Annotated in this window: 25 protein-coding genes; 9 read left to right on the top strand and 16 right to left on the bottom strand. The window is 62.6% G+C overall.

All coding sequences use genetic code 11. The annotated features are described in order from the left end of the window. Positions 1-2 precede the first annotated feature (2 nt). The 8 genes from hemW to AC3ZU9_RS18255 all read right to left on the bottom strand — a co-directional run bounded on the left by hemW (position 3) and on the right by AC3ZU9_RS18255 (position 6,292). The gene (gene hemW, locus AC3ZU9_RS18290) at positions 3-1,205 is read right to left on the bottom strand and encodes a radical SAM family heme chaperone HemW (RefSeq protein WP_093542530.1); all 1,203 of its coding nucleotides are present in this window, start codon (positions 1,203-1,205) and stop codon (positions 3-5) included. Further along, complete coding sequence (rdgB, locus tag AC3ZU9_RS18285; RefSeq protein ID WP_490091145.1) at positions 1,202-1,798, bottom strand: RdgB/HAM1 family non-canonical purine NTP pyrophosphatase; 597 nt, start codon at positions 1,796-1,798, stop codon at positions 1,202-1,204. Before rdgB ends, hemW begins: the two co-directional genes overlap by 4 nt. Further along, positions 1,795-2,229: a DUF4426 domain-containing protein gene (locus tag AC3ZU9_RS18280; RefSeq protein ID WP_015886348.1), complete on the bottom strand. Its 435-nt coding sequence runs from the start codon at positions 2,227-2,229 to the stop codon at positions 1,795-1,797. The genes rdgB and AC3ZU9_RS18280 overlap by 4 nt, the downstream gene beginning before the upstream one ends. Positions 2,230-2,250: 21 nt before the next feature. Next, positions 2,251-2,871 (bottom strand): methionine biosynthesis protein MetW, encoded by a 621-nt coding sequence (gene metW / locus AC3ZU9_RS18275; protein ID WP_003234603.1) that lies wholly within the window; start codon positions 2,869-2,871, stop codon positions 2,251-2,253. 7 nt (positions 2,872-2,878) lie between these two features. After that, positions 2,879-4,018, bottom strand: coding sequence for a homoserine O-succinyltransferase MetX (gene metX, locus AC3ZU9_RS18270; protein ID WP_046034941.1), 1,140 nt, complete (start codon positions 4,016-4,018; stop codon positions 2,879-2,881). Between the two features lie 135 nt (positions 4,019-4,153). Further along, entirely contained in the window at positions 4,154-4,744 is a 591-nt protein-coding gene (locus tag AC3ZU9_RS18265; RefSeq protein WP_015886346.1) for a YggT family protein, read from the bottom strand. A 9-nt stretch (positions 4,745-4,753) separates the two neighbouring features. After that, complete coding sequence (gene proC, locus AC3ZU9_RS18260) at positions 4,754-5,572, bottom strand: pyrroline-5-carboxylate reductase (RefSeq protein ID WP_015886345.1); 819 nt, start codon at positions 5,570-5,572, stop codon at positions 4,754-4,756. Positions 5,573-5,605: 33 nt separating this feature from the next. Beyond that, positions 5,606-6,292, bottom strand: a complete 687-nt coding sequence (locus AC3ZU9_RS18255) for a YggS family pyridoxal phosphate-dependent enzyme (protein WP_015886344.1) — start codon at positions 6,290-6,292, stop codon at positions 5,606-5,608. A gap of 57 nt (positions 6,293-6,349) precedes the next feature. Here AC3ZU9_RS18255 and AC3ZU9_RS18250 point away from each other — a divergent pair, with 57 nt between their 5' ends. Continuing rightward, entirely contained in the window at positions 6,350-7,384 is a 1,035-nt protein-coding gene (locus AC3ZU9_RS18250; protein ID WP_490091144.1) for a type IV pilus twitching motility protein PilT, read from the top strand. Positions 7,385-7,576: 192 nt separating this feature from the next. On the opposite strand, the gene AC3ZU9_RS18245 is transcribed toward AC3ZU9_RS18250, so the two are convergent. After that, positions 7,577-8,212, bottom strand: coding sequence for a C40 family peptidase (locus AC3ZU9_RS18245; protein ID WP_046034944.1), 636 nt, complete (start codon positions 8,210-8,212; stop codon positions 7,577-7,579). A gap of 268 nt (positions 8,213-8,480) precedes the next feature. Here AC3ZU9_RS18245 and AC3ZU9_RS18240 point away from each other — a divergent pair, with 268 nt between their 5' ends. Next, positions 8,481-8,891, top strand: a complete 411-nt coding sequence (locus tag AC3ZU9_RS18240) for an NINE protein (RefSeq protein WP_163825880.1) — start codon at positions 8,481-8,483, stop codon at positions 8,889-8,891. Between the two features lie 85 nt (positions 8,892-8,976). On the opposite strand, the gene AC3ZU9_RS18235 is transcribed toward AC3ZU9_RS18240, so the two are convergent. The 7 genes from AC3ZU9_RS18235 to gshB form a co-directional block, all read right to left on the bottom strand. Beyond that, complete coding sequence (locus AC3ZU9_RS18235; RefSeq protein WP_093542524.1) at positions 8,977-10,248, bottom strand: dihydroorotase; 1,272 nt, start codon at positions 10,246-10,248, stop codon at positions 8,977-8,979. Continuing rightward, positions 10,245-11,249: an aspartate carbamoyltransferase catalytic subunit gene (locus AC3ZU9_RS18230; RefSeq protein WP_015886339.1), complete on the bottom strand. Its 1,005-nt coding sequence runs from the start codon at positions 11,247-11,249 to the stop codon at positions 10,245-10,247. Before AC3ZU9_RS18230 ends, AC3ZU9_RS18235 begins: the two co-directional genes overlap by 4 nt. A 24-nt stretch (positions 11,250-11,273) precedes the next feature. Further along, positions 11,274-11,780, bottom strand: coding sequence for a bifunctional pyr operon transcriptional regulator/uracil phosphoribosyltransferase PyrR (gene pyrR, locus AC3ZU9_RS18225; RefSeq protein WP_046034946.1), 507 nt, complete (start codon positions 11,778-11,780; stop codon positions 11,274-11,276). A 73-nt stretch (positions 11,781-11,853) separates the two neighbouring features. Further along, positions 11,854-12,291 (bottom strand): Holliday junction resolvase RuvX, encoded by a 438-nt coding sequence (gene ruvX / locus AC3ZU9_RS18220; RefSeq protein ID WP_102061863.1) that lies wholly within the window; start codon positions 12,289-12,291, stop codon positions 11,854-11,856. After that, positions 12,291-12,860, bottom strand: coding sequence for a YqgE/AlgH family protein (locus tag AC3ZU9_RS18215; RefSeq protein WP_015886337.1), 570 nt, complete (start codon positions 12,858-12,860; stop codon positions 12,291-12,293). The genes ruvX and AC3ZU9_RS18215 overlap by 1 nt, the downstream gene beginning before the upstream one ends. A 234-nt stretch (positions 12,861-13,094) precedes the next feature. Then, positions 13,095-14,000 (bottom strand): energy transducer TonB, encoded by a 906-nt coding sequence (locus AC3ZU9_RS18210; RefSeq protein ID WP_015886336.1) that lies wholly within the window; start codon positions 13,998-14,000, stop codon positions 13,095-13,097. 77 nt (positions 14,001-14,077) lie between these two features. Beyond that, positions 14,078-15,031, bottom strand: coding sequence for a glutathione synthase (gshB, locus tag AC3ZU9_RS18205; RefSeq protein ID WP_005792255.1), 954 nt, complete (start codon positions 15,029-15,031; stop codon positions 14,078-14,080). Positions 15,032-15,270: 239 nt separating this feature from the next. Here gshB and pilG point away from each other — a divergent pair, with 239 nt between their 5' ends. The 7 genes from pilG to AC3ZU9_RS18170 all read left to right on the top strand — a co-directional run bounded on the left by pilG (position 15,271) and on the right by AC3ZU9_RS18170 (position 25,838). After that, positions 15,271-15,678 (top strand): twitching motility response regulator PilG, encoded by a 408-nt coding sequence (gene pilG / locus AC3ZU9_RS18200; protein ID WP_003176671.1) that lies wholly within the window; start codon positions 15,271-15,273, stop codon positions 15,676-15,678. Between the two features lie 46 nt (positions 15,679-15,724). Beyond that, positions 15,725-16,090: a twitching motility response regulator PilH gene (gene pilH / locus AC3ZU9_RS18195; RefSeq protein WP_014720320.1), complete on the top strand. Its 366-nt coding sequence runs from the start codon at positions 15,725-15,727 to the stop codon at positions 16,088-16,090. Between the two features lie 12 nt (positions 16,091-16,102). After that, complete coding sequence (locus tag AC3ZU9_RS18190) at positions 16,103-16,627, top strand: chemotaxis protein CheW (protein WP_015886335.1); 525 nt, start codon at positions 16,103-16,105, stop codon at positions 16,625-16,627. Further along, positions 16,624-18,675 (top strand): methyl-accepting chemotaxis protein, encoded by a 2,052-nt coding sequence (locus AC3ZU9_RS18185; RefSeq protein WP_015886334.1) that lies wholly within the window; start codon positions 16,624-16,626, stop codon positions 18,673-18,675. The genes AC3ZU9_RS18190 and AC3ZU9_RS18185 overlap by 4 nt, the downstream gene beginning before the upstream one ends. A gap of 106 nt (positions 18,676-18,781) precedes the next feature. Next, on the top strand, positions 18,782-24,601 hold the full coding sequence (locus AC3ZU9_RS18180) for an Hpt domain-containing protein (protein WP_490091143.1): 5,820 nt from the start codon (positions 18,782-18,784) through the stop codon (positions 24,599-24,601). Continuing rightward, complete coding sequence (locus AC3ZU9_RS18175; protein WP_010207210.1) at positions 24,594-25,049, top strand: chemotaxis protein CheW; 456 nt, start codon at positions 24,594-24,596, stop codon at positions 25,047-25,049. The genes AC3ZU9_RS18180 and AC3ZU9_RS18175 overlap by 8 nt, the downstream gene beginning before the upstream one ends. Before the next feature lie 549 nt (positions 25,050-25,598). Beyond that, positions 25,599-25,838, top strand: coding sequence for a DUF6124 family protein (locus tag AC3ZU9_RS18170; RefSeq protein WP_043206036.1), 240 nt, complete (start codon positions 25,599-25,601; stop codon positions 25,836-25,838). Positions 25,839-25,852: the final 14 nt, after the last annotated feature.

Genomic DNA, 25,852 nt, shown 5'->3' with positions numbered 1-25,852 from the left:
CGTCAGCTCAAAAACTTCTGCAACAGGTCATTGAGAAAGAGTTGCCCGCGGTCGGTCGCCGCCAGGCGTGACGGTTCGACCTGCATTAAGCCACTTTGTTCTGCCTCGCGGCGGCCTTCATCCAGGCTCGACAACGCCAGCCCGGTGCGCTCAGCGTAGAGCTTCGCTTCGACGCCTTCGGTCAGGCGCAAGGCGTTCATCAGGAATTCGAACGGCAGTTCCTCGTTAGTCAGTTCTTTCGCGCCGGCCTGGAAGCTTTTGGCCGGGTTGAGGTAGTCCTTCGGTGCTCGGGTCTTCCAGGTACGTACAATGCGCCCGTCGGGGTGGCTGAGTTTGCCGTGGGCACCGGCGCCGATGCCAATGAAGTCACCGAAGCTCCAGTAGTTGAGGTTATGCCGGGCCGGGCGGCCCGGTTGGGCATAAGCCGACACTTCATATTGCGCATAACCGTGTTCGGCGAGCAGTGCCTGGCCGGCTTCCTGGATATCCCACAAGGTGTCGTCCTCCGGCAGCGCGGGCGGCTGGTTCCAGAACACGGTGTTGGGTTCCAGGGTCAGCTGGTACCAGGACAAGTGCGTTGGCTTCAGCGCGATGGCCTGGCGCAGGTCGCTCAAAGCGTCGTCCAGGGACTGATCGGGCAAACCGTGCATCAAGTCCAGGTTGAAGTTATCGAACCCGGCCTGGCGCGCCATACCGGCAGCGCGCACGGCTTCATCGCCGTTGTGAATACGGCCCAGAGCCTCAAGCTTTTGCTGCTGGAAGCTCTGGATACCGATGGACAGGCGATTGATCCCCAGCTTGCGGTACGCCACGAACTTTTCCTGCTCGAACGTCCCGGGGTTGGCTTCCAGGGTGATCTCGATATCACTGGCGAACGGGATGCGCGCTTCCACACCCTTGAGCAAACGGCCCAACGCTGCGGCGCTGAACAGGCTCGGCGTACCGCCACCAAAAAAGATCGAGCTCAGTTCGCGACCGTAAACCGCGTGCAGGTCCTGATCGAGGTCGGCCAACAGGGCGTCCACGTACTCTTCTTCCGGCAGCACTTTACTGGCGGTGTGGGAGTTGAAGTCGCAATAGGGGCATTTGCGCACGCACCACGGGATATGGATATACAGCGCCAGAGGCGGCAGCACAGGCAAGGCCGCCCGAAGTGTTTGCGCGCCACCGTGGATCAGTGGCTGCGCAGAGGTGTTCTGGGTCATTTCAGGCTCAGGCGTTGGCGCAGTAAATCCATTGCGCGAGCACGGTGGCTGATCTGGTTCTTGTCGGCCGGGCTCAGTTCGGCGCTGGAAACGTTACGTTCCGGCACCCAGAACAGCGGGTCATAGCCAAAACCGTGCTCACCACTGGCCGCGTGCAGGATGCGCCCGTGCCACAGGCCTTCGCACAAGATCGGCAGCGGGTCATCGGCATGCCGCACCAAGGCCAGCACGCAGACGAACTGTGCGCCGCGCTCGGCGTCGGGCACGCCCTTGAGCGCATCCAGCAGCTTGGCGTTGTTGGCGGCGTCGCCCTTGCCATCGGCGTAGCGTGCCGAGTAGATGCCCGGCGCACCGCCGAGGAAGTCCACCGCCAGGCCCGAGTCGTCCGCCAGCGCTGGCAGGCCGGAGATACGCGCAGCATTGCGCGCCTTGAGGATGGCGTTCTCGACGAACGACAGGCCGGTCTCTTCCGGCTCCACCTGGTTGAACTCGCCGATCGAGCGCAACTGCACGGAGTCGCCGAGCATGGCTTGCAGTTCTTTAAGCTTGCCGGCGTTATGGCTGGCCAGTACGAGTTGGGTAAGGTTCATCATTCCGCCGGAAACAGTTCCTGGTTGAATTGGAAGCTATGGGCTTTGCCGCCGGTTTCAACGTTGATGGTAAAGGTCTTGTATTCGCGCTGGGTCACGGCGTAGGGCGCGAGATAATTGATGCCACCTTTTTCGTTGATTTGCTTGAAGGTGAGGATCTCGCTTTTGCCACCCAAATCCTTGATGGTGCCCGTCACTTGCGCGGCCACCGGGGTCACGCCCTTGATCACGGTCACGTTGATCAAACCCTTCTCCTTGCTGCGCACCACGCCGACTTTCTGGGCGGTTTCCGGTTGCAGGAAGCTGGAGGTGAACGTGTTGTAGTGAACGGTGATATCGCCGAAGTCTTTCTTGCGATTAGCGTCGATAGCGTCCGCGGCCATGGCGCTGGCACCCAGGCATGCGGTCAATAGAAAAACAGCCAAACGACTCATGATCGTCCCTCTTGAAAATGATTAGACGGCAATCTTGTGGTCCGTGAGGCCAGGACTGCTGACCCGATAAATACCGATTTCGCCCAACAGATTGGGCCATAGCTTACTCGCCCAGCCGTGGCGATGCTGTTGATCGACGGCAAGGCGGTTGATCACCTTGGCTTCACGCTCGCCACACAGGGCTTCGAAATCTTCGAAGGTGCAAAAGTGGATGTTCGGCGTGTTGTACCAGGTGTACGGCAGGAAGTCCGACACCGGCATGCGGCCCTTGGTGGCCAGGTACCAGCGGCAGCGCCAATGCCCGAAGTTGGGGAAGGTGATGATGCACTGGCGACCTACGCGCAGCATCTCGTCGAGGATGCGGTCCGGGTAGTGCACCGCCTGCAGGGCCTGGGTCATCACCACGATATCGAAGCTGTTGCTGGCAAAGTTGCCCAGGCCCTTGTCCAGGTCCTGCTCTATCACGTTGATGCCCTTGGCCACGCACTGGGCGATGTTGTCCGGGTCGTTTTCCAGGCCGTAGCCGGTGACTTGCTTGTGGTCGCGCAGCCAGCTCAGCAGTTCGCCATCGCCGCAGCCAAGGTCGAGCACGCGGCTGCCGGCGGGGATCCAGTCTTGGATGATGTCCAGGTCGGCTCTCATGGCGTTCTCACAAAGTTATGCGGTTCATGTAATTGCTGAAGGCCTGCAAGTAGCGTGGGATCGGGATCAGGAAGGCGTCGTGGCCTTGCGGTGCATCGATCTCCAGGTAGCAGACGTCCTTGCGCGCAGCCATCAGTGCATCCACCAGCTCGCGGGAGCGCGCCGGCGAGAAGCGCCAGTCGGTGGTGAATGACATCACGCAGAACTTGGCCGTCGCGCCTTCGAAGGTTTTCGCCAGGTCGTCATCAAAGTTGGCGGCTGGGTCGAAGTAGTCCAACGCTTTGGTCATCAGCAAATAGGTGTTGGCGTCGAAACGCCCCGAGAATTCCTCACCCTGATAACGCAGGTAGCTTTCTACCTGGAATTCGACGCTGTGGAAGTCGTAGTTGAGCTTCTCGCTCTTGAGGCCACGGCCGAATTTCTCGCCCATGGAGTCATCGGACAGGTAAGTGATGTGCCCGACCATCCGCGCCAGCATCAGGCCGCGCTTGGGGATCACACCGGCTTCCTGGAACGAACCACCGTGGAACTCAGGGTCGGTCAGGATCGCCTGGCGCGCCACTTCGTTGAAGGCGATGTTCTGCGCCGACAATTTAGGGGCCGAGGCGATGGCCAGGCAATGGCGCACGCGATCGGGGTAAGTGATGGTCCATTGCAGCGCTTGCATGCCGCCCAGGCTGCCGCCGATCACGGCGGCCCATTGGTCGATGCCCAGCAGGTCGGCCAGGCGCGCCTGGCTGTGCACCCAGTCTTCCACGGTGAGCACCGGGAAGTCTGCGCCGAACGGCTTGCCGTTCTCAGGGTTGACGCTGCTCGGGCCGGTGGAGCCGTTGCAGCCGCCGAGGTTGTTCAGGCTGACCACAAAGAACTTGTTCGTGTCGATGGGCTTGCCGGGGCCGATGCAACTGTCCCACCAACCGGGTTTGCGCTCGTCGACCGAGTGGAAGCCGGCAGCGTGGTGATGGCCGGACAGGGCGTGGCAGATCAGCACGGCGTTGCTCGCCGTGGCATTCAGTTGGCCGTAGGTTTCATAGATCAGGTCGTAGGCAGGCAGCGAACGGCCGCAGGCCAGGGCCAGCGGTTCGCTGAAGTGCGCCATTTGGGGCACGACCAGTCCAACAGAATCGGGGGGAAAGGCAGTTGGCATCGACCCTGCTCTCGTTTAAATGAGGCGTAAGTCTAAAGAGCGCGAACCCCAGCGGCAAGCAAAGGCCTGCGCGGATTGAATTCAGTGTGCAGTTCGAAAATGTGGGAGCAGGCTTGCTCCCACATTTGATCCGCGTTAGATCAGCAAACGCAGAATGTCCGGCATCATGGTCATCGCCGCCAGGTTATTGATCACCAGCATATCCAGCAACTTGAGCACCATGAATGCCAGGATCGGCGAGATATCCAGGCCGCCCAGGTTCGGCAGCAGCTTGCGGAACGGCGCCAGGGCCGGTTCGCAGATCTGGTTCACCAGCTCGGCGCCAGGGTTGTGGCTACCCGGCGCGACCCAGGACAGGATCACGCTGATGATCAAGGCGAAGAAAAAGATCTTCAGGAACAGCGCGGTCACGCCGATGATCGCCCAGATCAGCAACTGTACGAAATTGCCGGTGGTGCCGTAGGTCAGCAGCAGGGTCAGCGCCATCAAGGCCAACTGCACCAGGATCGCCAGCACCAGCGACGACATGTCCAGGCCGAACAGGCTCGGGATGATCCGACGCAACGGCTTGAGCAGCGGCTGGGTGGCCTTGACGATGAACTGGCAGAGCGGGTTGTAGAAGTTCGCGCGTACCAGTTGCAGCACAAAGCGCATCAGTACGATCAGCAGGTACAGGCTGCCGAGGGTTTGCAGCACGTAGACGGCTGCGGTGTTCAAACCAATCATGTTGGCTCCTTATTTGCCCAGTTGTTCGGCGAGTTCCGCCGAGCGGTGCGCAGCGGCACTCAATGCTTTTTCCACCAGGGCTTCAAAGCCCCCGGCCTGGAACGACTCGATGGCCGCCTGTGTGGTGCCGCCGGGGGAGGTCACGCGACGGCGCAACTCGGCCGCGTCCACATCGCTGGCAACCGCCATATGCGCGGCACCCAAGGCGGTCTGCTCGGCCAGTTGCTCGGCAACGTCCTTGGACAGTCCCAGCTTCACCCCGGCGGCGGTCATGGCTTCGATCAACAGGAAGAAATACGCCGGGCCGCTGCCGGACACGGCGGTGACCGCGTCCAGCTGCTGCTCGTGTTCCAACCACAGGGCGGTGCCCACGGCGGACAGCAGCGCTTGCGCCTGGTTGCGTTGTTCGGCGCTCACTTCGGCGGTGGCGTACAAGCCGCTCACGCCTTGGCTGACCAGCGCTGGGGTGTTGGGCATGCAGCGTACGATCGGCTGGGCGCCCAGCCAGTTATTCATGCTGGCGCAGGTAATGCCGGCGGCGATGGACACCACCAGTTGCTGCGGTTGCAGGCTCGGGCGCAGGCTTTCGCACACGGCCTTCATGGCCTGCGGCTTCACCGCCAGCACGATCACATCGACGCCACGGATGGCCTCGGCGTTGTCGGCAAAGGTTTCAATACCGTGCTCGGCGCTGACGCGGGCACGGGTGTCGGCGCCGGGGTCGCTGGCGCGGATCTGCGCGGCGCCCAGGCCCTTGGCCCGCAGGCCACCGATCAGGCTGGCCGCCATGTTACCGGCGCCGATAAAGGCAATACGCGTGTTGCTCATGACAGGTCCTTACTCAGATGGAAGTCAGCCATTTCATGGCTGGCCGTAGTCGCGGGCGCCAAACAGGGCGGTACCGATCCGCACCCAGGTGGCGCCTTGGGCGATGGCCGACTCAAGGTCGTGGCTCATGCCCATGGAAAGTGTGTCGAGCGGCAGGTTCAGGCTGTTTTGCAGGTCGCGTACAGCGGCAAACGCTGCATCTTGCGCGGCGCGATCTTCAGTCGGCTCAGGAATCGCCATCAGGCCACGCAACTTCAGGCGCGGCAGGGCGCTGATCGCATTGGCCAGGTCCGGCAGGTCGGCGGGCGTACAGCCGGACTTGCTGGCTTCGCCACTGACGTTGACCTGGATGCAGATGTTCAGCGGTGGCAGGTCGGCCGGGCGTTGTTCGGACAGGCGTTGTGCAATTTTGAGGCGGTCCACGGAATGCACCCAAGCGAAGTTCTCGGCGATAGCGCGCGTCTTGTTCGATTGAATGGGGCCGATGAAGTGCCAACTCAAGGGCAGGTCGGTTAATTCGGCCTGTTTGCCCAAAGCTTCCTGCAGATAGTTCTCGCCAAAGTCGCGCATTCCGGCGGCATAGGCTTCGCGCACGGCTGGCGCGGGTTTGGTCTTGCTCACGGCCAGCAGGTGGATGCTGCTTGCGTCACGTTGCACGGCGTCGGCTGCGGCGCGGATGCGCTGGCTAACCTGGCCGATGTTGTCTGCTATCGTCGACATTCAAGATGCGCCCGTGGATATGGAGTCCGCGGCATTCTACTGGAAATGGAAAGCCCTATGGATATCACTGAATTGCTGGCGGCCAGCGTAAGCCGTGGCGCCTCCGACCTGCATCTGTCGGCCGGCCTGGCGCCGATGTTGCGGGTGGATGGCGAGGTGTGGCCGTTGGATTGGCCGGTGCTCTCACCCCGGCAAGTGGCGGACTTATTGAGCCCGTTGCTCAATCAGCACCAGCAAAAGGATTTCGAAACATCTCTTGAAACGGATTTTGCGTTTGAACTGCCTGGCGTGGCGCGCTTCCGGGCCAATGTGTTCACGCAGGACCGTGGCATGGGGGCGGTGTTTCGCACGATTCCCAGCGAGGTGCAGAGCCTGGAAAGCCTTGGCCTTGGCGAAGTGTTCCGGCGTATCGCCCTGCTGCCACGAGGCTTGGTGCTGGTGACCGGCCCGACCGGCTCGGGCAAGTCCACCACCCTGGCGGCGATGATCGATTTTCTCAATCAGCATCGGCGCCAGCACATCCTCACTCTCGAAGACCCTATCGAGTTTATCCACACACCTAAGACCGCCCTGATCAACCAGCGCCAGGTGCACCGTGACACTCACAGTTTTTCCACTGCCCTGCGCTCAGCGCTGCGTGAAGACCCGGACGTAATCCTGGTAGGCGAATTGCGCGACTTGGAAACCATTCGCCTGGCGCTGACAGCGGCTGAGACCGGGCACCTGGTATTTGGCACCCTGCACACCACGTCTGCGGCAAAGACCGTAGACCGGCTGGTGGATGTGTTCCCGGCGGGGGAAAAGGCCATGGTCCGCTCGATGCTGTCGGAGTCGTTGCAGGCGGTGGTGTCCCAGGTCCTGGTGAAGAAGGTCGGCGGCGGGCGCGTAGCGGCCCATGAAATCATGCTGGGCACGCCGGCCATTCGCAATCTGATCCGCGAGGACAAGGTGGCGCAGATGGTTTCAGCGATCCAGACCGGTGGGGCGTTGGGGATGAAGACGTTGGATATGAGCTTGAAGGCGCTGGTCGGGGAGGGGGTGATCAGTCGTGAAGACGCACGGGGGAAGGCGAGGGTGCCAGCAGATATATGAGAGCGGGCTTGTTGTGGTGAGCGGGCTTGCCCCGCGCTGGGTGGCGAAGCCGCCCCAAAAACCAGGCGACGAGTTGTATCTGCGGAAATTCGGTGGCCTCATTGGGGCCGCTGCGCGCCCCAGCGCGGGGCAAGCCCGCTCACCACAGAAGCCCGCTCACTACAACAAGCCGCCTATAGCTTTGCGGCAGGCTTAGCGCTGGACGACCCGCAGATTGTTCTGCTCTTTCGGCAGCACCCGCTTGGCGATCACGTAGTTCTTGTCCCAGAACGGCTTCTTCAGCGTGTCGATGCTGACCGCCTTGCCACGGCGCGGTGCGTGGATGAAACGGTCGTTGCCCAGGTAGATGGCAACGTGGTTCACCTGGCGGCTCTTCAGTTTGAAGAACAGCAGGTCACCCGGTTTCAGGTCCTTGCGGTCAACCTTCTGCCCGTGGCCGGCGGCCATGGCGTTGGAGGTGCGCGGCAAATCCACGGCCGCTACGTCGTTAAACGCATATTTCACCAAACCACTGCAGTCGAACCCTTTACTTGGGCTGCTGCCGCCCCAACGATAAGGAGTACCGAGCACGTTCACGGCGCGGCTGAGGACGGTGCTGCTCTGTTTGGTGTTGACTGCCATCAGGGCCGGGTTTGCTTTACCGTGGGCCTTGCTCAGTTGAGTCGGGCGGTTGACGGTCAGCTTTACCGATTTGGCCGTGCTGGGTGTGCTGTGAACTTTAGGGGTGAAACCGTTAACGTTAGGAAGTCGTTGCTCACGATTGGTGGCGTGGGCGGCCAGTGGCATTAATAGGCAAATGGTTAGCCATGTCTTGAAAAATGGTCGCATTAGGCGTGGCTCTTATGGGTTTGCGCGCAACTTTATAACAGCTTTTTGTGTCGTTCTCAGGCCGTTTGTCGACTGAACCTTGACGTCAAAATCAGGAAAAACGCGACGATTCGCCGCAATTGTCCTACACAAGTCAGGTGGCATAAGGCTTTCAGGGCAGGGAAGATACCATTTGCCGTACGTCGGGCGCCTGTAAAAAAGTCACAAAGAAAGTGAAAAAATTTATCTATCGAGGCAAAAGAGGTACGCGATGAACACCTATCAGCAGATTGGTTCGCAGCAAGACACCCACAGCAAGGTGATTGGTTACCTGCTGTGGATTTTTGGTTTTACTGGGGCGCACCGCTTCTATTACGGCAAACCGGTGACCGGCACGATCTGGTTTTTCACCTTTGGCTTGCTGGGTATCGGCTGGCTGATCGACCTGTTCCTGATCCCGGCCATGGACCGTGAAGCGGACCTGCGTTTTACCGCCGGGCCGATCGAATACAACGTGGCCTGGGTGCTGTTGGCGTTTCTCGGGGTGTTTGGCGTGCACCGCATGTACCAAGGCAAATGGATCACCGGCCTGATCTACCTGCTGACCGGCGGTTTGTTCTTGGTGGGGGTGTTGTATGACTTCTGGACGTTGAATACACAGATATCGATCCGCAATGCCGAGCGCAACAGCGGCCGCTGATCTTTAACTTCTGGTGGAGATCAACATGTGGGAGGGGGCTTGCCCCCTCCCACATTGATCATGCCCACATTAGATGTGGGATTTTTCAGGCCTGGTAGCTGATCCGCCCATCCACCAAGGTGTAGCGCACCGTCGCCGGCAGGCTATGGCCGATGAACGGGCAGTTTTCACCTTTGGACAGCCAGTGCTCCCCGGCAACCGTGGAGCGGGCCGGGTCAAACAGCACCAGGTCCGCCGCCGAACCCACCGCCAACTTACCCGCCGGCAGGCGCAATGCCTCAGCCGGGCCTGCGCTGAGGCGTGCCAGCAGTGTCGGCAAGTCCAGCAATCCATCCTCCACCAGTGTCATCGCCAGCGGCAGCAACAGTTCGACACTGCTGATGCCGGGCTCTGTCGCGCCAAACGGTGCCAGCTTGGCATCCCGCTCATGGGGCTGGTGATGGCTGGAAATCGCCGAGACCACACCGGACTTGACCGCCGCACGCAAACCTTCGCGGTCGGCCAGGGTGCGCAGCGGCGGTTGCACGTGGTACAGGCTGGAGAAGTCGATCAGCGCCTCATCCGTCAGGATCAACTGATACAACGCCACATCCGCCGTGACCGGCAGTCCGCGAGCCTGTGCCTGGGCGATAAGGGCGACGCCTCGGGCGCTGGTCAACTGGCTGAAGTGCGCACGCACACCGCTTTGTTCCACCAGCAGCAGGTCACGGGCCAGGGCCACGGTTTCGGCGGTTTCCGGAATGCCCGGCAGGCCGAGGAAGCTGGCCACGGCGCCTTCATGGGCCAGGCCGCCTTCAGCCAGGTCGCGGTCCTGGGAGTGGAAGATCACCGTCAGGTCGAAGGTGGCTGCGTATTCCAGGGCGCGTAACAGCGTCCGGGTGCTGCGAAAGCTTTCCAGGCCGTTGCCGAAGGCCACGCAACCGGCGTCACGCAGGGCGATCAGCTCGGCGAGTTGTTCGCCTTCCAGGCCTTTGCTCAGGGCGCCGATAGGGAACACTTTGCAATTGCCGGCCTCACGGGCGCGGTCGAGGATCAGCTCGGTCACCGCCGAGGTGTCCAGCACCGGCTTGGTGTGCGGCGGGCAGCACAGGCTGGTCACGCCACCGGCCGCAGCGGCGCGGGTTTCGCTGATGATGTTGCCCTTGCGACTGTAGCCTGGCTCGCGCAGGGCGACGTTCAGGTCGACCAGGCCAGGCGCGGCCACCAGTCCTTTGGCGTCGAGGGTCTCGCTGGCGCTGAAGCCTGCGGGCGCGGCGCCGATGGCGATGATCTTGCCGGCTTCCAGATGAAGGTCGGTGACGTGATCCAGGCCACTGGCCGGATCGATGACGCGGGCGCCGAGGATGCTGAGCTTCACTGGGCGTTCTCCTGCTCGAATTGACGTTGCGCGGTTTGCCCGCTCATGGCCATGGACAACACCGCCATGCGCACGGCGATGCCGTAGGTCACCTGGTTGAGGATCACCGACTGGTTACCGTCGGCCACCGCAGACTCAATCTCCACGCCACGGTTGATCGGGCCAGGGTGCATCACGATGGCATCCGGCTTGGCGCCGGCCAGGCGTGCGGTAGTCAGGCCGAACAGGCGGTAGAACTCGCCTTCGCTCGGCAGCAGGCCACCGGACATCCGTTCGCGTTGCAGGCGCAGCATGATCACCACGTCCACATCCTTGAGGCCTTCGGCCATGTCGGTGTAGACCTTCACGCCGTACTGCTCGATACCGATCGGCAGCAGGGTTTTCGGCGCGATCACGCGGATGTCCGGGCAACCCAGGGTTTTCAGGGCCAGCATGTTCGAGCGTGCCACCCGCGAGTGCAGGATGTCGCCGACGATGGCTACCGAGAGGTTTTCAAAGCTGCCCTTGTGCCGACGGATAGTGAGCATGTCGAGCATGCCCTGGGTCGGGTGGGCGTGACGGCCGTCGCCGCCGTTGATGATCGCTACCTGCGGGCACACGTGCTCGGCGATGAAGTGCGCGGCGCCGGAGTCGCCGTGGCGTACCACGAACATGTCGGCGGCCATGGCTTCCAGGTTGCGCAGGGTGTCGAGCAGGGTTTCGCCCTTGCTCGCCGACGAGGTGGACACGTTCAGCGTGATCACGTCGGCCGACAGTCGCTGGGCCGCCAGTTCAAAGGTGGTGCGGGTGCGGGTGGAGTTCTCGAAGAACACGTTGCAGATGGTCTTGCCGCGCAACAGCGGGACCTTCTTCACCGCGCGGCCACCGACTTCGAGGAACGAGTCGGCGGTGTCGAGGATTTCAGTCAGCAGTTCGCGGGGCAAACCGTCGAGGGACAAGAAGTGTTGCAACTGACCCTGAGCATTGAGCTGCAGCGGGCGCTTGGCATCTAGAGGCGTCATCGCGGGGACTCTTTACAAGGCGGTTTAAAGGGCGAGGTCTTGCAGTTCGAGTTCGAGCGGCGTGGGACCGGACAATTTTACCCGTTGGTGGGCTTGCAGCGACAGGGTGGCGCCGACCACATCCGGGCTGATCGGCAACTCACCGGCGTCCAGGTCCAGCAGGCACACCAGCGTCACGCTGGCCGGGCGGCCATAGTCGAACAATTCGTTCATGGCGGCGCGGATGGTGCGACCGCTCATCAGCACGTCGTCGATCAGCACCAGGTGCTGGCCTTCGATTTCGAAAGGCAGCGCCGACGGACGCACTTGTGGGTGCAGGCCGTTCTGGCTGAAGTCGTCGCGGTAGAAGGACACATCCAGGGTGCCGAGGGGCGAGTCGCTGCCCAGCGCTTCCAGCAACGCCTGGGCCACCCACACACCACCGGTGCGAATGCCAATGAAACGTGGCTCGCTGATGGCACGGTGTTGCAGATGGGCCGTGAGGTCTTTGGCCATTTGGCTGATCAGTTCGGCGGGGTTCGGCAAGCTCATGCAGGCTCCTTCAGGACCTTGGCGCAGGCAAGGTCCGGGCTCAAACGTAAAAAGACGCGGCAAGCCGCGTCAGTCAGGATTCAAATAAAGCGGTGTTGTCGTCCAGCCAACCCTGCAACAGCAGCGCGGCGGCGATGGCGTCCACGGGATTGTCGCGGTAGCTGCCCTTCTGGCCGCCACGGTCACGGCGCTCACCCTTGGCTTCGAAGGTGGTCAGGCGTTCGTCGTGGGTATAGAAGGGGATGTTGTAGCGGCCATTGAGGCGTCGGGCGAATTTTTCCGCGCGCAGGCACATGTCGCTGGGCGTGCCATCCATGTTCAAGGGCAGGCCGACCACCACGGCGTCGGGCTTCCACTCTTTAATGAGGGCCTCGACCTGGTTCCAGTCCGGTATGCCGTTCTGGGCTTTCAAGGTGCACAGTTCGCGAGCCTGGCCGGTGATGACCTGGCCGACGGCTACGCCGATCTGCTTGGTGCCGTAGTCAAAACCGAGGATTAAGCGCAAAGCCATCAGGCGTGCCCCGCCTGGCTGGTCAGCAGGTTGAGGTTGACGCGCAGTTTGGCCGCGGCTGCCTCCAGGCGCAGTTCGCTGGGGGTGTTGAACAGGATTTCGGCGTCAAAGGGGCAGGTCAGCCACGCGTTGCTGGCCAGCTCGGCTTCCAGTTGGCCGGCTTCCCAACCCGCGTAGCCGAGGGTGATCACGCTTTGCTCAGGGCCCACGCCGTCCGCGATGGCGAATAGCACGTCCTGTGAAGTGGACAGCGACACGCCTTCCAGGTCGACCGTGGCCTGGAACTTCGGCCCGGTGGGGTGCAGCACAAAGCCGCGATCGGTCTGCACCGGCCCGCCGATGTAGATCGGCACGCCCTGGCAGCGGGCTGGAGGGTCGACCTCCGGGCGCAGTTGCTCAAGGATATCCGCCAGGTTCAGCTCTTGCGGGCGGTTGATGACCAACCCCATGGCACCTTTGGCGGTGTGCTCGACGATGTAGGTCAAGGTCTGCGCAAAGTTCGGGTCGGCCATATGGGGCATGGCGATCAGGAATTGGTGCTTGAGGTAGGTCGGGCTGACATTTTTCATGTCCGCTAGTGTGGCGGTGGAGGGGCGAACTGACAAGCTGGGGTGGACCATAATTGTGGCAAACAGGGTTGTTGTGGTGAGCGGGCTTGCCCCGCGCTGGGCTGCGAAGCCGCCCCAAAACCGGATGTTTCATTTTAGCTGGAGAACCTCTGTGCCTGGATTGGGGGGGCTTCGCCCCCCAGCGCGGGGCAAGCCCGCTCACCACAACAACCCCGCTTACCACAAAGGGCGTATTCAGTTGCTGGACAGGCGGTCACCCTTGGCAAACTTCCAGGTGCGGATGATTTCAAGGCGGTCGACGTCGTTCAAGTCGCCGCTGAACGGGGCAAAGGGCGCGGCCAGGCGCACGATGCGCTGGGCGGCCTGGTCCAGCAGTGGCTGACCTGACGATTCCAGCACCTGGACTTCATATAACGTGCCGTCGCGGTTGATCGACACCAGTAAGCGCAAATTGCCATAAATCTGCTGGCGTCGCGCTTCATCCGGGTAGTTGAGGTTACCGATACGCTCGACCTTCTTGCGCCACTCGTCCTTATACCAGGCGCCTTTGTCGCGCATGGTCGAGGCGGCGTTCAGCCGGTAGATGCGCGGGCGCTTGGCGTACAGCTGCTGTTCGTTGGCCAGCTCGGCTTCCAGGCTGGAAATCTCGTCGGAGAGTGTCGAACTGTCGAACGTCGGCGCGGGCTTCACGGGCTCGGGCGTCGGTTCGGTCTTGGTTTTTTCGCGCTGGGTCGGGGCTTTTTGCGGTTTGGGCGCGACGGTGGTCACCGCAGCCTTGGGCGCGGCCTGCTTCACCTCGGGCTTGGGCGCCGGCGGCGGGGTGACTTTATTCACCTTGTTGTCCTGGAACGGCGCCACTTCAGTGGTCTTGGGCACGGCCTTCTTGTCGAGGGTGCCGCTGCCCTGCTGGTTGTCCTGGGCGAGAAAGTCAGCCTTCTCGGGCTTCTTTTCACTCTTGAACGTGGCGAGGGTGATTTCCAGGGTTTTGCTGATTTGCTTGGGTTCGACCAGGGTGAACCCCACGCCGAGGATCAGGGCCAGGTGAATCAGTGCAGCGAGGAACAGGGTAAATCCGAGCCGATCAGCCGGGCGCACGCCGCTATGGGAGAGTTCGGGGGGCAGTTCGGACGGGAGCGTCATGACAAAAAAACCAACATCGCGCGTTTCACAGGTGGCGCATGATAACGCAATGTTGGTGTGTGTCCGGCTGTTCTATGTCACTTGGCTTGTAGCTTGCGCTCAATGGCAGCCATCAACATTTCGCCGATGTTCGTGCCAAATGCGTTGTCGATCTCGCGAATGCAGGTGGGGCTGGTGACGTTGATTTCAGTCAGGTTCTCGCCGATCACGTCCAGGCCGACAAACAGCAAGCCCTTTTCACGCAGGGTCGGGCCAACCTGGGCAGCAATCCAACGGTCCTTGTCCGACAGAGGGCGTGCTTCACCACGACCGCCGGCTGCCAGGTTACCGCGGGTCTCGCCAGCCGCCGGGATGCGCGCCAGGCAGTAGTCCACCGGCTCGCCGTCGATCATCAGGATGCGCTTGTCGCCGTCCTTGATCGCCGGCAGGTAGGCCTGGCCCATGATTTGCTGGGTGCCCAGGGCGGTCAGGGTCTCCAGGATCACCGACAGGTTCGGGTCGCCTGCGCGGTGACGGAAGATCGAGGTGCCGCCCATGCCGTCCAACGGCTTGAGGATCACATCGCCGTGCTTGGCAGCGAATTCACGCAGCACGTCGGCGCGGCGGCTGACCACGGTGGGCGGGGTGCACTGCGGGAAGAGGGTGGCGAACAGCTTTTCATTGCAGTCGCGCAGGCTCTGCGGCTTGTTCACGATCAGCACGCCGGCGCGCTCGGCCTGCTCCAGCAGGTAGGTGGAGTAGACGAATTCCATGTCGAACGGCGGGTCCTTGCGCATCAGGATCACATCCAGATCGCTCAGCGGGCTGTCGATTTCGTCCGACAGCTCGAACCACTTCTCAGGGTTGGCAAACACCTGCAGCGGACGCATGCGTGCGCGGGCCTCGCCGTCACCCTGGTAAAGATCGCGCTGCTCCATATAGAACAACGTCCAGCCGCGGGCCTGGGCGGCCAGGAGCATGGCCAGCGAGCTGTCCTTTTTATAGGAGATGCTGGCGATAGGGTCCATGACAATGCCGACGCGAACGCTCATGGGGGATTTCCTCTAGCAAATTAGGGCGCATAAAAGTGGCGTCAGAGTGGCGCTGTGGCTGTTGTGGGTCAAGGAAAAACCACCTGGCCGGTTGCTCGATAGATTGCGCCCGGAGACTGTGCTAAAAAGACTGCCACGGCGCAGCAGCCCTTGAATTCCAAGGCTTGCGGCGCTCATCCTGTGCAACATCAGGCAGTACACACCGAAAACCGATTCGCTGTGGCGATGGCAGAGCAGATATGGAACAGCATTCCAACGCCTTGAGAGTGATGGTGATCGACGACTCAAAGACTATCCGCCGTACCGCTGAAACCTTGTTGAAGAACGTGGGGTGCGATGTCATCACGGCCATCGACGGTTTCGATGCCCTGGCCCGGATTGTCGATCATCACCCGCACATCATCTTTGTCGACATCATGATGCCGCGCCTGGATGGTTATCAGACCTGCGCCCTGGTGAAGAACAACCCGGCGTTCAAGTCGATCCCGGTGATCATGCTGTCCTCCAAGGACGGCCTGTTCGACAAGGCCAAGGGGCGCATCGTCGGCGTCGATCAGTTTTTGACCAAGCCTTTCAGCAAGGAAGAACTGCTGAGTGCGATCAAGGCCTACGTGCCCGGCTTCGCCGCAGTAGAACAAGCACACTGACGTCGCCTCACGAGGGTCGGCGCGAACTTATGTAGCGGGGAAAACCATGGCACGTGTTCTGATCGTCGACGATTCGCCGACCGAAATGTACAAACTGACCGGCATGCTGGAAAAGCATGGCCATCAGGTTCTCAAGGCCGAAAACGGTGCGGACGGCGTGGCCCTGGCCCGCCAGGAAAAACCCGACGCCGTGCTGATGGACATCGTGATGCCGGGCCTCAATGGCTTCCAGGCCACCCGCCAACTGTCCAAGGAGCCGGAAACCAACGGCATCCCGATCATCATCATCACCACCAAAGACCAGGAAACCGACAAGATCTGGGGTGCGCGCCAGGGCGCCAAGGATTACCTGACCAAGCCGGTGGATGAAGAAACCCTGATCGCCACCCTGAACAAGGTGCTGGCCGGCTGACGGTTCGCCATCATGACCGAGTCGCAAACCGCCTTCGAGCTGCTGTTGGACATCGACCGGCGCTGCCGCCTGCTGGCCGCCGACCTGCCGTCCCAGGAAGCCCGCCTGCAACGTTGGAGCGGAATCGGTTTTCGCCTGGGGCCGCACTGGTATGTGGCACCCATGGGCGAAGTTGCCGAAGTCCTGCATGAACCGCGCTGCACGCTGATGCCCGGGGTCAAGGCCTGGGTCAAGGGCGTGGCTAACCTGCGTGGACGCCTGTTGCCGGTGATGGACCTGGGTGGGTTTCTCGGGCTTGAACTGTCCAAGGCGCGCAAACAGCGGCGCGTATTGGTGGTGGAATTCAACGACTTGTTTGTCGGGCTGCTGGTGGACGAGGTGGTGGGGATGCAGCATTTCGCACAAGACGCACTGCTGGCGAGCGCCGCGCCCGGTGTTCCGTTTATCCAGGGCCAGTTCGAGGGCGACCAACAGTGGCAGGTCTTCAGCCCCTTCGCCCTGGCCCAGGCCCCAGGCTTCATGGATGTTGCCGCATGACCACCGCCACCACGCCAAAACCCCAGGCCGGCTCGCGCAGCCGCTCGCAGATCATCGTGCTGTTCATCGCACTGATCGTGTTCATCATGTTGCTGTTCGCCAACTTTGCGTACCTCAACACCCAGTCCACCTATGACAAACAGTACATCGGCCACGCCGGTGAGCTGCGCGTGCTGTCCCAGCGCATCGCCAAGAACGCCACCGAAGCCGCCGCCGGCAAGGCCGCCGCGTTCAAGCTGCTGGGCGATGCGCGCAACGACTTCGCCCAGCGCTGGGGCTACCTGAAAAAAGGTGACCCGGAAACCGGCCTGCCTGCCGCGCCCAACGCCGTGCGCGCCGAAATGCGCGCGGTGCAGACCGACTGGGAAGCGCTGCTGAAAAACACCGACGCCATCCTTGCCAGCGAACAGACCGTGTTGTCCTTGCATCAGGTCGCCGCGACGTTGGCCGAAACCGTGCCGCAGTTGCAGATGGAGTCGGAAAAGGTCGTCGACATCCTCCTGCAGCGTGGCGCCCCGGCCAGCCAAGTGGCCTTGGCCCAGCGCCAGTCACTGTTGGCCGAGCGGATCCTTGGTGCAGTGAACACCGTACTGGCCGGCGACGAAACCGCCGTGCAGGCCGCCGACGCGTTTGGCCGTGACGCCAACCGCTTCGGCCAGGTGCTCAATGGCATGCTCCAGGGCAACCCCGGCCTGCGCATCACCCAGGTCGAAGACCGCGACGCCCGGGCGCGGCTGGCGGAAATCGCCGAGCTGTTCGAATTTGTCTCCGGTTCCGTGGATGAAATCCTCGAGACCTCGCCGCAACTGTTCCAGGTCCGCGCCTCGGCGAGCAATATCTTCAACCTGTCGCAAACCCTGCTCGATGAAGCCTCGCACCTGGCCACCGGTTTTGAAAACCTGGCCAGCGGGCGCAGTTTCGACACCATCGGCGGTTATGTGCTGGGGCTGTTGGCGCTGACCTCGATCATCCTGATCGGCCTGGTGATGGTGCGCGAGACCAACCGCCAGTTGCATGAAACCGCCGAGAAGAACGAGCGCAACCAGAACGCGATCATGCGCCTGCTGGATGAAATCGAAGACCTGGCCGACGGCGACCTCACCGTGACGGCCTCGGTGACCGAAGACTTCACCGGCACCATCGCCGACTCCATCAACTACTCCGTCGACCAACTGCGCGACTTGGTCGCCACCATCAACCTCACCGCCGGGCAAGTCGCCGGTGCGGTGCAGGACACCCAGGCCACCGCGATGCACCTGGCCCAGGCGTCGGAGCACCAGGCCCAGCAGATCGCCGAAGCGTCCACGGCGATCAACCAGATGGCCCAGTCCATCGACCAGGTGTCGGCCAACGCCGCCGAGTCCTCGGCGGTGGCGGAGCGCTCGGTGGAGATCGCCAACAAGGGTAACGAGGTGGTGCACAACACCATCCACGGCATGGACAACATTCGCGAACAGATCCAGGACACCGCCAAGCGCATCAAGCGTCTGGGTGAGTCGTCCCAGGAAATTGGCGACATCGTCAGCCTGATCGACGACATTGCTGACCAGACCAACATCCTCGCCCTCAACGCCGCGATCCAGGCGAGCATGGCCGGTGACGCCGGGCGCGGCTTTGCGGTGGTGGCCGATGAAGTGCAACGGCTGGCCGAGCGCTCGTCGGCGGCCACCCGGCAGATCGAAACCCTGGTGCGGGCGATCCAGGCTGACACCAACGAAGCGGTGATCTCCATGGAGCAGACCACCACCGAAGTGGTGCGCGGCGCGCGGCTGGCCCAGGACGCCGGGGTGGCGCTGGAAGAGATCGAAGGCGTGTCGAAAACCCTGGCGGCGCTGATCCAGAGTATTTCCAACGCGGCGCAGCAACAGACCTCGTCGGCGGGGCAGATCTCCCTGACCATGAACGTGATTCAGCAGATCACTACCCAGACCTCGTCGGGCTCCACGGCCACCGCCGAAAGCATCGGCAACCTGGCGAAAATGGCCAGCCAGCTGCGCCGGTCGGTGTCGGGGTTTACCTTGCCGCCACCCAAACAGGTCGATGATTGAAATGCAGTACCAATGTGGGAGGGGGCTTGCCCCCTCCCACATTTGATCTCTATCTGTCTTGAGATCTCGCACCACCAGCAACCCACGAATTCTAAGCGGAGCAGTTATGGTTGATCGGCACGACTACGTGGCCCTCGAATGGGTCAAGGGCGACATTGCCGAAACCCTGCAACAGGCCCGTTCGGCGCTGGATGCGTACGTCGAAACCACTGACGGCGACGCGATCAGCGAATGCCTGGCCGGCATCCATCAGGTGCATGGTGCGCTGCAAATGGTCGAGTTCTACGGCGCGGCCCTGCTGGCCGAGGAAATCGAAGCGCTGGCCCTGGCTCTGCAAGCCGGCCATGTGAGCCAGCGCGACGAAAGCATCCGCCTGCTGCAACAGGCCCTCAACCAATTGCCGCTCTACCTGGACCGCGTGCACAGCGCCCGCCGCGACCTGCCGCTGGTGGTATTGCCGCTGCTCAACGACTTGCGCAGCGCCCGCGGCGAAAGCCTGCTGTCGGAGACCAGCCTGTTCAGCCCGCAACTGCTCACCATCGCGCCGCTGCCCGATGAAGCCCTGGCGCAACGCGCGGTGCCCGACCTGAAAGAGCAACTGCGCCAGTGGCATCAGCTGCTGCAACAGGCCCTGGCCGGGCTGCTGCGCGAAGACCACGGCCCCAGCAACCTGGAGGACATGGCGCGGGTGTTCGCGCGTCTCGAAGCCTTGTGCCAGGGCGCGCCGTTGTTGCCGCTGTGGCAAGTCACTTCGGCGCTGGTCGAAGGCATGCTCATCGGCGTGATCGCCAACAGCCCAGCGCTGCGCAGTTTGCTCAAGGCCAGTGACAAACAGCTCAAGCGCCTGCTCGCCCAAGGCATCGGCGGCATCAACCAGCCGGCGCCAGATGAGTTGCTCAAGAGCTTGCTGTTTTATGTGGCCAAGGTCACCCGGCCGACACCGCGCATGCAAAGCCTCAAGGAACGCTACGGCCTGGATGAAGCCTTGCCGGACAGCACGGTGGTCGATGCCGAACGCGCACGCCTGGCCGGGCCGGACCGCAACGCCATGGGCTCGGTGCTGGGTGCATTGTGTGAAGAGTTGGTGCGGGTAAAAGAACGCCTCGACCTGTTCGTACGCAGCGACCGTCAGCACACCAGCGACCTCGACGCGCTGCTCGCGCCACTGCGGCAGATCGCCGACACCTTGGCGGTGCTGGGCTTCGGCCAGCCGCGTAAAGTCATCATCGACCAGCTTGCCGTGGTGCTGAGCCTGGCCCAGGGCCAACGCGAGCCCAACGATGCCGTGCTGATGGACGTTGCCGGCGCCTTGCTCTATGTCGAAGCCACACTGGCCGGCATGGCCGGCACCGTGGAGCCGGAAAGCCGCGAAGAAAGCCGCCTGCCCACCACCGACCTGACCCAGATCCACCAACTGGTGATCCGTGAATCCTGCCAGTGCCTCAAGCAAGCCAAGGAACTCGTGATCGATTGCATCGAAGCCGACTGGGACCGCCAGCGCCTTGAGTCCCTGCCGGAACTGCTGAGCCAGGTGCGCGGTGCCCTGGCCATGATCCCTTTACCCCGCGCGGCGAGCCTGATGCGCGGTTGCACGGACTACGTCGATGAACAGTTGATGGGCAACGACGCGCCGCCGACCGAGCGGCAACTGGCGCATTTTGCCGACGTGATCAGCAGCCTGGAGTACTACCTCGAACGGATGCTCCAAGACCCCGATGCCGCAGGTGAACGGGTGCTGGAGCTGGCCACCCAAGGCCTGGCGGCGCTGGGTTACCTGCCTGCCGAGAAACCCTGGCGCCAAGCCCTGGTTGCACCGGATGGAGCGCTGGCGGTGGAGGTCGCGCCGAGCCAGTCGCAGTTCGACGCGCTGGCCAGCCCCACGTCGCGCCTGAACCCGCCGGCCCTGCAACGCCCCGGTAGCCTGCTGCCGCCACCGGCCGACGAAGAGCCCATCGACGATGAACTGCGCGAGGTCTTCCTCGAGGAAACCGACGAAGTCCTCGACGTGCTGCACCGTTACCTGCCCAACAGCGCGGACAAAACCGCCCAGGGCGAAATGCGCCGTGCTTTCCACACCCTCAAGGGCAGCGGCCGCATGGTCCGCGCACTGGTCCTGGCCGAGCTGGCCTGGGCTGTGGAAAACCTGCTCAATCGCGTACTGGAACGCAGCGTAGCCCTGAGCCCCGAGGTGCAACAGGTGCTGGATGAAGCGGTGGCCTTGCTGCCGGAGTTGATCGCGGACTTCGCCACCGACGACCAGCGCCAGCGCGATGAAGTCGACGCCCTGGCCGCCCGCGCCCACGCCTTGGCCAGCGGTACGCCGCAGCCGTCTGCCGAACCCCATGACCCGATGCTGCTGGAGATCTTCCGCAACGAAGTCCAAAGCCATCTGGACAGCCTCAATCACTTCCTGCAACAGGCCGCCGAGCATGTACCGCTGCACGTCAGCGATGAACTGCAACGCGCCCTGCACACGCTCAAAGGCAGCGCCTACATGGCCGGCGTGCTGCCCATCGCCGAACTGGCGCGCCCGCTGGACCACCTCACCCGCGAATACAAGGCACACCGCCTGCCGCTGGACTTGGACGAAGTGGAGTTGCTGCTCGAAGCCGAGAGCCTGTTCCAGCGCGGGCTGCGTGATCTGGACAGCGACCCGTTGGCGCCGATCAAAGGCGCAGAGGACCTGATCAACCGCACCCAACGCCTGCTGGATCAGCAGCTTGAAGCATTGCTCGACGCCCCAAACACCGGCCTGCGTATCAAGCGCGACCCGCAACTGATCGCCAACTTCCTGGCCCAGGGCATGGACATTCTGCTCGACGCCGAAAGCCTGCTGCGCCGCTGGCAACAGCATCCCGGCGAACGCCAGGAACTCACCGCGCTGCTGGACGAACTGACCACCCTGGGGGAGGGCGCGCACGTCGCCGACCTGCACGCCATCGACGCACTCTGCGAAGCGCTGCTCGACCTCTATGGCGCGGTGGAGGAGAGCAGCCTCGCGGTGAGCGAGCGGTTTTTCCACGAGGCCGAGCAGGCCCATGAAGCCTTGATCAACATGCTCGACCAATTGGCCGCCGGGCAGGAAATCAGCCCGGCGCCGGCACGGGTACAGGCGTTGCGCGAGTTGCTGGATGAGGCCCTTGACCCGTCGGCCACCGGCCTGATCAAAAGCGACGGCAGCCGCGCCTTGAGCATCTCCGAGCTGGGGGCGGCCACGGCGCAATTGGATCAGCCAACGACGATGGACGATGAGATCGTCGAGATCTTCCTGGAAGAGGCCGTGGACATCCTCGACAGCGCCGGGCAGTCGCTCAAACGCTGGTTGCTGGAGCCGGATAACGCGGGACCGCTGTCCTCGTTGCAACGTGACCTGCACACCCTCAAGGGCGGCGCGCGCATGGCCGAAATCGGGCCGGTGGGTGACCTGGCCCACGAGCTGGAATGTTTGTATGAAGGGCTGGTGGACCGTCGCTACAGCTACTCTCCCGAGCTGTCGCTGTTACTGATGGCCAGCCATGAGCGGCTGGCCTTGCAGCTTGATGAATTGCAACAGCAACGGCCCCTGAGCGATGCCGGCGAGTTGATCGCCCAATTGCGTGGATTCCGCCAGGGCAGCACACCGACGGCACCGACCGAGGCTGTACAAGCCTCGGGAGCTGATCCTGAATTGCTGGATATCTTCCTCGAAGAAGCCGCCGACATTCTCGACAGCTCAGGCAGCGCTTTGCTGCGTTGGCAGGCCGAGCCCGGCAGCCGCCAGGAAGTCGAAACCCTGCTACGCGACCTGCACACCCTCAAGGGCGGCGCGCGCATGGTCGAGATCGGGCCGATCGGCGATCTGGCCCATGAACTGGAGTTTCTCTACGAAGGGCTGTCCGCAGGCCTACTGGCGCCGTCCGCCGAGCTGTTTGCGTTGCTGCAAGGCTGCCACGACCGCCTGGCGCAGATGATCGACGCGGTGGCCGACGGTTTGCCGGTCGGCTCGGTGGACAAGCTCATCGAGCGCATCAAAAGCCTGGTGCACCCCAGCGACGAACCGGTGACACCGGTGGCGTTGCCGACGGGCAAGGCGGAGGCCGTGGTAGACCCCGCCGCCGACATGGTGAAGATCTCTGCCGAGCTGCTCGACGACTTGGTCAACCTGGCCGGTGAAACCTCGATCTTCCGTGGCCGTATCGAGCAGCAAGTCAACGACGCCCGCATTGCCCTGACCGAAGTGGAAACCACGATCGAGCGCATGCGCGACCAACTGCGGCGTCTCGACACCGAGACCCAGGGCCGCATCCTCAGTCGCCAGCAGGCCGAGGCCGAGCGCCTGGGTTATGAAGAATTCGACCCGCTGGAAATGGACCGCCACTCGCAGCTGCAGCAATTGTCCCGCGCGCTGTCCGAGTCCGCTTCCGACCTGCTCGACCTCAAGGACACCCTCGAGCGCCGCAACGAGGACGCGCACGACCTGTTGCAGCAACAGGCGCGCATCAACACCGAGTTGCAGGAAGGCCTGATGCGCACGCGCATGGTGCCGTTCGAACGCATGCTGCCGCGCCTCAAGCGTATCGTGCGCCAGGTGGCGGGTGAGCTGGGCAAGGACGTGGAATTCATCGTCGGCAACGCCGAGGGCGAGATGGACCGCAATGTGCTGGAACGCATGGCGGCACCGCTGGAGCACATGCTGCGCAACGCCGTCGACCATGGCCTGGAGTCCCGCGATGTGCGGCTGCTGGCCGGTAAGCCCGAGAAAGGCCGCATCACCCTGGACCTGACCCACGAAGGCGGCGACATCGTTTTCGACATGCGCGATGACGGCGCAGGTGTACCGCTGGAGGCCGTGCGGCGCAAGGCGATCAAGCGTGGCTTGCTGGGCCCGCATCAAGAGATCAGCGACCGCGACGTGTTGCAGTTCATCCTGCAGCCGGGCTTCTCCACCGCCGAAAAGATCACGCAGATTTCCGGACGCGGCGTGGGCATGGACGTGGTGCATGAGGAAGTGCGTCAGCTTGGTGGCTCGATGGTCATTGATTCGACGCCGGGCGAGGGTGTGCATTTCCGTATTCGCTTGCCGTTTACCGTGTCGGTCAACCGTGCGCTGATGGTGCAATGTGCGGACGACCAGTACGCGATTCCGCTCAACACCATCGAAGGTCTGGTGCGGGTGCTGCCCCATGAGCTGGCGGGCCATTACCAGCAAGACCCGCCGTGTTATGAATACGCCGGCCAGCGCTATGAGCTGTTCTACCTGGGCGACTTGCTGCACACCGTCAGCCGCCCGAAACTGCTGGGCCAGTACCAGCCGGTGCCGGTGCTATTGGTGCAGTGCAACGAGCGGCGCGTGGCCATCCATGTGGACGCCATGGCCGGTACGCGGGAGATTGTGGTCAAGGGCCTGGGCCCGCAGTTTGCCGGGGTGCAGGGCCTGTCGGGCGCGACGATTCTGGGCGACGGGCGCGTAGTGTTGATCATCGATTTGCTCGCGCATATCCGCGCCCGCCAGCCGGCCTTGCCGGCCCAGTCGGTCGATGCGCCGCTGATCCTCAACGACCCCTTGAAAAAACGCCCGTTGCTGGTGCTGGTGGTGGACGACTCCGTCACCGTGCGCAAAGTCACCAGCCGCCTGCTGGAGCGCAACGGCATGAACGTGCTCACCGCCAAAGACGGCATCGACGCCCTCGCTGTGCTCGAAGAACACACCCCGGACCTGATGCTGCTCGACATCGAAATGCCGCGCATGGACGGCTTCGAGGTCGCCACCCAGGTGCGCAACGACCCCCGGCTGATGCGCCTGCCGATTATCATGATCACCTCGCGCACCGGCCAGAAACACCGCGATCGCGCCATGGCCATCGGCGTCAACGACTACCTCGGCAAGCCGTACCAGGAATCGGTGCTGCTCGAAAGCATCGCCTACTGGAGCAAGTCCCATGCTTGACCACCGCACCAGCCAACTCACCGGCCTGCTGCTGCCGCTGGCCGACCGCCACCTGGTGCTGCCCAACGTCGCCATTGCCGAGCTGATCGACTTCCAGCGCGGTGAACCCGCCAGTGATGCGCCGCCGTGGTATTTGCGGCAAGTAACCTGGCGCGATCGGCAGATACCGCTGATCAGCTTTGAAGCGGTGTGCGGCGAGGCGAGTGTGACCGGCGAACGCTCGCGAATCGTAGTGTTGAACGCGTTGGGCGGGCGACCGACGTTGAAGTTTATCGCGCTGGTGATTCAGGGGATTCCACGGTCTTACAAGCTCGACAGCGAGTTGAGTTATGTGGATGTGCCGCTGTGCCCGTTGGAGTTGGCGGCGGTGCAGGTAGGGGAGCATGTGGCGAAGGTGCCGGACTTGATGGGGTTGGAAGCGTTGCTGGTCGAATCCGGATTAGCTTGAATCCCCCGCTCCCACACGGGATCGCGCTCATCTCAGATACTCACTCAACCCGCATAAACCGCTGCCTGCAGACCTCGTTTGTGGCGAGGGAGCTTGCTCCCGCTGGGGCGCGAAGCGGCCCCAAAACCTACCGCCGCTTTCTGCCTGTAGAAACGCGGTGTTTGTACTGGGGCTGCTGCGCAGCCCAGCGGGAGCAAGCTCCCTCACCACAGGGGGGGTGTTGCTGGGCCTTCGGATTTTTCCTGCAAGATTTTGGGCCGTGCATGAACTTGTCGCGTGCAGCCAGCGCGCCTAGTCTTCGTCCCGTCATCGCAAAAAACGGTGACACGGACGTGCAAGTCCGGTTACATGTCGGCGCACCGGCGCCCATAGCCATTCAACGGGCGTTTTTATGCCTGCTGTATTTGTTATGGCGGCTGTGCGTGGGAGATCCCTCGGGGTCTGCCGGGGTCCGATATGCCCGGTCTTGCACACCTGCGCACAGCTGCCACCTTAGTTCGCGTGCAAGCGGCAGATGGCAGTCTCCATCCCATATCGGAGCTGTAAATCATGATCAAACCTACCCCCAATCCGCCCCTCTTCACCGTAAACCCTCACCAAGACACCGAAACCTTGCTGGTCAACGCCAGCGAAACCCTGTCCTCCCTCAACGCACTCACCTGCAATCTAGCCTTCGACCTGGACACTACCCAGCGCGCCATCATGCTTGGGATTCAGCAAATGGCAGCGTTGGGGCAACTGTTGGTGGATCAAGCACTGGAACAAATTTCCCCGTCCATGGCGGCATAAATCGATTAATGCCA

The organism is Pseudomonas sp. A39, assembly GCF_058145955.1.
The sequence above is the reverse complement of the archived record's forward strand: the minus strand, read 5'-3'. Positions and strand labels throughout refer to the sequence as shown.